Source organism: Microcystis sp. LEGE 00066 (genome assembly GCF_015207925.1).
GTDB classification, from domain to species: Bacteria; Cyanobacteriota; Cyanobacteriia; order Cyanobacteriales; family Microcystaceae; genus Microcystis; species Microcystis ichthyoblabe_A.
Genome location: NZ_JADEVX010000213.1, coordinates 1 through 6,503, shown reverse-complemented (window position 1 = coordinate 6,503; position 6,503 = coordinate 1). Strand labels below are relative to the sequence as shown.

General features: G+C 42.5%; 7 protein-coding genes and 3 pseudogenes. 6 read left to right on the top strand and 4 right to left on the bottom strand.

From position 1 onward, the window contains the following. Positions 1–132: 132 nt before the first annotated feature. The 3 genes from IQ224_RS20410 to menB all read right to left on the bottom strand — a co-directional run bounded on the left by IQ224_RS20410 (position 133) and on the right by menB (position 2,448). Positions 133–939, bottom strand: a complete 807-nt coding sequence (locus IQ224_RS20410; RefSeq protein WP_002743373.1) for a TylF/MycF/NovP-related O-methyltransferase — start codon at positions 937–939, stop codon at positions 133–135. Positions 940–1,057: 118 nt separating this feature from the next. Further along, a complete protein-coding gene (locus tag IQ224_RS20405) occupies positions 1,058–1,360 on the bottom strand; it encodes an RNA recognition motiffamily protein (protein WP_002743374.1) in 303 nt (100 codons plus the stop codon). Between the two features lie 254 nt (positions 1,361–1,614). After that, complete coding sequence (gene menB, locus IQ224_RS20400) at positions 1,615–2,448, bottom strand: 1,4-dihydroxy-2-naphthoyl-CoA synthase (RefSeq protein WP_002743375.1); 834 nt, start codon at positions 2,446–2,448, stop codon at positions 1,615–1,617. A gap of 157 nt (positions 2,449–2,605) precedes the next feature. Here menB and IQ224_RS20395 point away from each other — a divergent pair. From IQ224_RS20395 to IQ224_RS20385, 3 genes and pseudogenes are all read left to right on the top strand, one after another. Beyond that, positions 2,606–3,041: pseudogene (locus tag IQ224_RS20395) on the top strand (IS30 family transposase); the annotation flags it as partial. Beyond that, positions 3,030–3,185: pseudogene (locus tag IQ224_RS24700) on the top strand (transposase); the annotation flags it as partial. The pseudogenes IQ224_RS20395 and IQ224_RS24700, both read left to right, overlap by 12 nt. Before the next feature lie 64 nt (positions 3,186–3,249). Continuing rightward, on the top strand, positions 3,250–4,533 hold the full coding sequence (locus IQ224_RS20385; protein ID WP_194033426.1) for a TldD/PmbA family protein: 1,284 nt from the start codon (positions 3,250–3,252) through the stop codon (positions 4,531–4,533). A 256-nt stretch (positions 4,534–4,789) separates the two neighbouring features. Here IQ224_RS20385 and IQ224_RS20380 read toward each other — a convergent pair. Continuing rightward, positions 4,790–4,894: pseudogene (locus tag IQ224_RS20380) on the bottom strand (2-C-methyl-D-erythritol 2,4-cyclodiphosphate synthase); the annotation flags it as partial. A 227-nt stretch (positions 4,895–5,121) separates the two neighbouring features. Here IQ224_RS20380 and IQ224_RS20375 point away from each other — a divergent pair. The 3 genes from IQ224_RS20375 to IQ224_RS20365 all read left to right on the top strand — a co-directional run. After that, positions 5,122–5,355, top strand: a complete 234-nt coding sequence (locus tag IQ224_RS20375; protein WP_002743386.1) for a DUF433 domain-containing protein — start codon at positions 5,122–5,124, stop codon at positions 5,353–5,355. Next, positions 5,355–5,711, top strand: a complete 357-nt coding sequence (locus IQ224_RS20370; protein WP_002743387.1) for a DUF5615 family PIN-like protein — start codon at positions 5,355–5,357, stop codon at positions 5,709–5,711. Before IQ224_RS20375 ends, IQ224_RS20370 begins: the two co-directional genes overlap by 1 nt. 519 nt (positions 5,712–6,230) lie before the next feature. Further along, on the top strand, positions 6,231–6,503 hold a 273-nt coding region (locus tag IQ224_RS20365), incomplete at its 3' end, for a transposase family protein (RefSeq protein ID WP_194033427.1).

The window sequence follows — 6,503 nt, the reverse complement described above, 5'->3', positions numbered from 1 at the left end:
CCCCACACCCTACCCCCACGAAAAGCTTTTTGCCGCAAACCCTAAATAGGGTTTGGTTCTGTATTTACCCCCGACACATCGGATATTCACAGGCAATTTACGGGTACAGACGAACGGATATCTTTGCGTCTGTTAGCCTTTTTTCGTCAAAACGATGAAATGTCCGTATCGAGTATCTGGAATCATGTACTCATAGACCTTTTCCCGATCATTTTTATCTTGAATAAATTCATCTACAGCCGTCTTTGGGCCCGAAGAAAAGAAACCGTAGTCATCGACGATGATAACCGCTCCGGGGGGGGTGATCGGGTGGAGAAACTCTAGTACCTGTTTGATTGGTTCGTACAGATCGAAATCCACATAGGCGAAAGAAACCCTCGCTGGTAAATTTTCCCCTCGCTCGAGGATTCGATCGAAAAATCCTTTGTGAATTACATAGCGATGTTCGGGAAAAGAAATCTTCCGCAATCGCTCTAGAACCATTCCCTCACGGCATCGCATTTTTCCCCTATAGGCTTCCATATTCCCCAAATCGAAAATATCGTGGAGCAAGTGATCTTTTTCCGAGGGGGCGGGCAAACCTTGAAAGGAATCGAATAGATGTAAGGTCTTGTCCGTTCCGGCGATTTCATTGGCGATCAGTGCGGAGGTTTCTCCCTGCGCCACACCAAACTCGCACACATCGCCCTCTACCTCCCGACACCAGGCTAAACCCTGCACGAGATAATAGGCCTCTGAAGGAGGCGTGCCGAGCAATGTGGTTAATAGATGCAGACGAAGATCGTTAGGCTCTATTACGGGATCGGACTCGTTGAGCTTTCCCTCGTAGGCCTGTGCCAGATTAGCGAAATTATCGAACCAGATCGGCAGCTCCGATGTGCGGTGGAGCGGTTCATCCTCGAGCGAGGACGAGGTCAGAGCAATGGATTGATCATTCATAGCTGTTACCCATTTAAAATGGGCATTAGGATGTTAGAAAACAAACGCAGATTTATTAATTATCGATAAGAAAGCGGTTATCAAAAATAACCGCTTCTGGAATTTTCCAAGAATCTCTTTAACGTTCGCGGCGCCCGAAGTTTTTGCGCTCACCGCCGCCACCACCACCAAAATTATCTTCTTTGGGACGAGCTTTGTTGACTTTCATCTGTCGTCCCATCCATTCGGCCCCGTCAAGAGTTTCGATCGCTTTTGCTTCTTCCTCATCGGAGGACATTTCCACAAAACCAAAACCGCGCATTTTACCCGTTTCCCGATCTACGGGCAAGTAAACGCGACTAACCGTGCCGTATTCAGCGAATACCTCTTGCAAGTCATTTGTCGTGACTTCATAAACCAGATTACCAACGTAAATCGTCATGGATTGTCTCCCAATATCACAGCCATTTCGAGAAGGAGATCGGACACAACCCAGTCAAGGCCATCAGGGAAAAACCACTTCTGTTTGAAACCAATGCTGCTACCGAACCTAACTACTCTCTCTAAACTAGCATAGCTTATCAGTGATCAGTTATCAGTGATCAGTAGGAGTAGGTAGTATTAAGTGAGCAGTATTATAGGGCAGTTTTCTGCTTTCTTTTCACTGATTACTGTTTACTGTTTACTGCTCACTGATTAGGGTAGCCAAGGATATTGACTAAAATCGGGGGGACGTTTTTCGAGGAAAGCCTGTTTACCTTCAGCCCCTTCGGCGGTCATATAGTAGAGTAAAGTGGCATTACCCGCTAACTCCTGTAAACCCGCTTGACCATCACAATCAGCATTAAAAGCCGATTTTAGGCAGCGAATCGCCAAGGGACTTTTTTCGAGAATTTCTAAGGACCATTTAACCCCTTCCTGCTCTAATTCCTCTACCGGGACGACATGGTTAACCAAACCCATTTCTAACGCTTGTTGGGCATTATACTGCCGACAGAGAAACCAAATCTCGCGAGCTTTTTTCTGACCCACTACCCGGGCCAGATAACTAGAGCCAAAACCGCCGTCAAAACTGCCCACTTTCGGACCGGTCTGGCCAAAAATGGCGTTATCCGCCGCTAAGGTTAAATCACAAACCAAGTGTAAAACATGACCGCCCCCGACCGCATAACCAGCCACCAGCGCGATAACTACCTTGGGGATGGAGCGAATTAATTTCTGTAAATCCAGCACATTGAGCCGGGGTACGCCATCATCGCCAATATAACCCGCCTGACCGCGCACCGTCTGATCGCCGCCGGAACAAAAAGCATATTTGCCATCGCTGTGGGGACCCGCACCCGTGAGCAATACTACCCCAATGCGGGCATCCTCGCGAGCATCACAGAAAGCGTCGTAAAGCTCAAAAACTGTCTTCGGACGGAAGGCATTACGCTTATGGGGTCGATTGATGGTAATTTTGGCGATTCCCCCCCATTTATGGTAAAGAATGTCCTCGTAGGTTTTGACGGATTGCCATTCAACGCTCATAGTCTCGGTTATAGGCACAGCTTTTTTACCTTACCTCATTTTGTCCCCCACGTTGAAGCAGGGAGCGCCAGAATAGGGGAATGGATAGTTGACGGACAAGGTTTAAAGCCGATTCCCTTCTTGATATTTTCTGACTATTTATTCAAAATATATTGATCCTAGTCGTGTAGATATCAGCGAGCGACCAGCAATTGCTGACCATAAAACCGAAATCGGTTATTGGGAAAGTGACACAATGATTGGAGAAAATTATCGAGGAATTATCTTTACATATATGGACAAAGCCTGGAAATTTTTAGTAGCAGGATTAGCCAAAAACAAAACCGCATCGGAAATCAACCCTTGTCACAGAAAAACTTTCCCAAGAGATTCACCCTGACCAAAGAAAAACCTTTACTTGTGACAAGGTTAAAGAATTTTGTGGACATCAAGAGTTGAGTCAGAAACTAGGAGCAGATTTTTATTTTACTACTTCTTATCATTCGTGGGAGAGGGGATTAAACGAGCATACCAATGGACTATTGAGACAATTTTTTGCCAAGGGAACGAATTTGAAAATCCTTAAACCAGAGCAGGTAGAAAGAGCGGTTTCTAGTCGCAGATATAAACAAGCTGCTTATCCTAAATCAGATGGGAAAGATGCTCTTTGGTCTCCTAGTTATTTTGTTTCTTCTGTGGGAGGTGTGCCATTGGCAGTTCTTAAGTGCTATATTAGAGATCAAGAAAAGCTGTCGTGAAACGAAGGGGTTTTAAACCCAAATTTTCGCTAATCAGATAGCCATTATCTCAAAAACTATCACCATGACGATCGATCCGCAACAACTCATCGAACTGGCTCTCAAATCGGGAGCAGTGGCAGCCGAAGTTTATCAATCTTCCTCCCTTTCCCATCCCGTTTTTTTTGAGGCTAATCGTCTCAAACAGCTAGAAAGTTCCGAATCTGTGGGAACTGCCTTAAGATTATGGCGCGAGGGTTGTCCGGGGTTAGCGGTGGGTTATGGTGATGTGGAACCGGAAATTTTAGTAGAAACAGCGTTAAATTTATCCTATCTCAATGCCCCCGAAGAAATCGAATTTTCGGCACCACGACAGGCAATTTATGACCCGATTGGCCAGGATGTGGCGGTAGAATCTTTAATCGAGATGGGTAATCAAATGATTGGCCAAATTCGCCAAGTTTATCCTGAGGTTATTTGTAGTGGTGAATGGGAATGTGAACGGGAAATCACCCGTTTAGTTAATTCCCAGGGTTTATATTGTCAATATACCGATACAGCTTTGAGTTATTATCTGGGGATTGAATGGGTGCGGGGGGAGGATTTTCTCGCGGTTTATGATGGGGAATATACTCGCAGTACACCTCATCCCGATACGGTAATTAAACAGTTATTGCAGCGACTACAATGGGCCGCCAATAATGTGGATAGTCCCACAGGTAAATTACCAATTTTATTGACTGCTAATGCAGTTACCCTGTTATGGGGTACGGTGGCGATGGCTTTAAATGGTAAACAGATCTTAGAAAAATCCTCGCCCTGGAGTGATAAAATCGGTCAATTGATTATGTCAGAACAGTTGACTTTATCTCAACAACCGGACAGAGAACCCTATAGTTGTCCCTTTGATGATGAGGGAACTCCTACCAAATTTTTATCTTTAATTGAACGAGGTATAGTTAAGGACTTCTATAGCGATCGTACCACGGCCAGACTATTAAAAACTACTCCGACGGGAAACGGTTTTCGTCCCGGGTTAGGGGTTTATCCTATGCCAGATTTAGTTAATCTAATCGTGGCACCGGGAGAGGGAACTTTAGAGGATTTAATCTCGCAAATAGATGGGGGCCTAGTTATCGACCAAATTTTAGGTCATGGGGCCGATATTTCTGGCGATTTTTCTGTCAATATCGATCTGGGTTATCGCATAGAAAAGGGCAAAATCACCGGACGAGTTAAAGATACAATGGTGACGGGAAATGTTTATACCGCTTTGCAGAATTTAATCGCTCTGGGGTCTGATAATCAATGGAATGGTTCCTGTTATACCCCCTCGCTAATCGTTGATAGTTTATCGGTGGTGGGCTAAAAATGTTATCAGTTATCAGTTTACTGAAATTAACTCCCCCTACTTTTTGGGGTTAATTTTTTTGGGGCTTTATTTGACCTGAAAAGAAGGAATTCGCAGGCAGGCAAGGATCCCCATTCTATAAGAAATTATCTGTCAAGTCGTGGGGTTTTGTCAAGCTTTTTTGGAAAAAAAAATTTAACTGATACTCAAGGGAAGAAAATTGTCGGCAGAGATATTATTTAATCCCCCCGTGAATCGGTATTTTTCAGCTTGGCATTAACCCCAAACTATGGTCAATCCTGACCCTCCCAAAAATTAACTGGCGATCGCCAACAAAGCGGTGAATATCGTAGCCATTGCCAATGCGGATAGGTGTCATGGGGTTTCGATTGCTATTACTCTATTTATGCTATCAACATCAACCCCTTTTCGTCATGGAATCTTAAACGGTGATCGCTGGCAGTTATCCAGATGTTCCATTTCATAGGCGATCGCATCTCCACTTAAAAAAAGCGATCGCCCTTCCACATCTCTCAAAAAAGAGTCGCACTTGATATCTTAAGGTATAATTAAAGATGATACACGTTATATCTTGAAGGAAACATGATGCTGAATAATTTATTAGAAACTCAAGGAATTATTCACTGCGATCCTGAAATTATGAGTGGAGTTCCGGTTTTTGTGGGATCTCGTGTTCCTTTACAAACATTGTTCGACTATCTCGAAGGAGAGGGAGGATTAGCTGAGTTTATTAATGATTTTCCTTATCTGGAGACTCAAACTATGAAAGTTTTAGAAAACGCAGCTAAATTACTCATTGCTCAGGAACGTTGTGCTTAATGATTATATTACTAGACGAAAATCTTTTGAGTACAAAACTCAAACAACCTTTTTTAAAGAAAGGTGACATGGTTTATAACGTTAATGATATGGGATGGCGTGGTTTAAAGGATAGAGAAATTCTTGATTTAGCGGAAAAACATCCTTTTGATGCTTTTATTACAGCCGATAAAAATCTTCCTTATCAGCAAAATTTGACCAGTAGAATTTTGAGAATTATTATTTTAGACTCTCGTAGCACTTATCCTAATCATTTACTTCCTCTAATGTCAAAAATTAGTGAAATACTCTCATCTTTACCAATAGGACAATCTGTACTCATCAATGATGCAGGTGAAATGGAATCTATTGGTTAATAATTATTTATAACAAGAAAAAAGCGATCGCCCCTCCCACATCCTAAAAGCGATCACACCCCCAACATTCCCCAAGACAACGATCACGCCTTCATTCCCATCAACCAGCTCACGCTATGTTAATTAGCTGATGCCTAACTAGAACCATGATTTCACAGTATTAACCCATCCGCTTATAGTGCTACCTACCCCGCTAATAAAGTTACCTGCGGAATTCCAAACATTTCTACCAAGATACTTACCGGCGGAATCCCAACTATCTTCTATGTAATTACCGCTAGATTCCCATGTTTGACGCAAAACATTTTGCCCATTGACAAAGGTATTTCGTAGATAGCTTTTACCATTGCTAAAGGCAGTTTCCAGTTTTTTGCCGCCACTTTGCCATTCTTCTCTAGACCTCTTGCATAATTTTTTTATGGTATAATGGAGGATTTTGCTTTTTTCTCAATTCTTAGATTGAAGTGGAAAAAAGAATAAAATGTGATCTTAGGTCAGGAAATCATCTATAATTTTGCTATGTTTATTAGCAAAATTATGGATTATCAAAACTTATCAGATGAACAATTCAAACGCCGTTTCGGTGTGTATAAACCAACATATAGAAAGATGGTAGAATCAGTAAAAAGTGTTGAAGCCGACTCTAATTCACCATCTAAAAGGGGACCGAAACCTAAACTATCTATAGAAGAACAAGTTTTAGTAACGTTAGAATATTGGCGAGAATATAGAACATATTTTCACATTGGTACAAGCTGGGAACTATCAGAATCAACTATATGTCGGATTGTA

Coding starts and splice junctions, on each gene's coding strand:
- menB (WP_002743375.1), bottom strand. CDS start 2,448: ATGAGCGTTGAATGGCAATCCGTCAAAACCTACGAGGACATTCTTTAC.
- IQ224_RS20410 (WP_002743373.1), bottom strand. CDS start 939: ATGAATGATCAATCCATTGCTCTGACCTCGTCCTCGCTCGAGGATGAA.
- IQ224_RS20370 (WP_002743387.1), top strand. CDS start 5,355: ATGATTATATTACTAGACGAAAATCTTTTGAGTACAAAACTCAAACAA.
- IQ224_RS20375 (WP_002743386.1), top strand. CDS start 5,122: ATGCTGAATAATTTATTAGAAACTCAAGGAATTATTCACTGCGATCCT.
- IQ224_RS20405 (WP_002743374.1), bottom strand. CDS start 1,360: ATGACGATTTACGTTGGTAATCTGGTTTATGAAGTCACGACAAATGAC.
- IQ224_RS20385 (WP_194033426.1), top strand. CDS start 3,250: ATGACGATCGATCCGCAACAACTCATCGAACTGGCTCTCAAATCGGGA.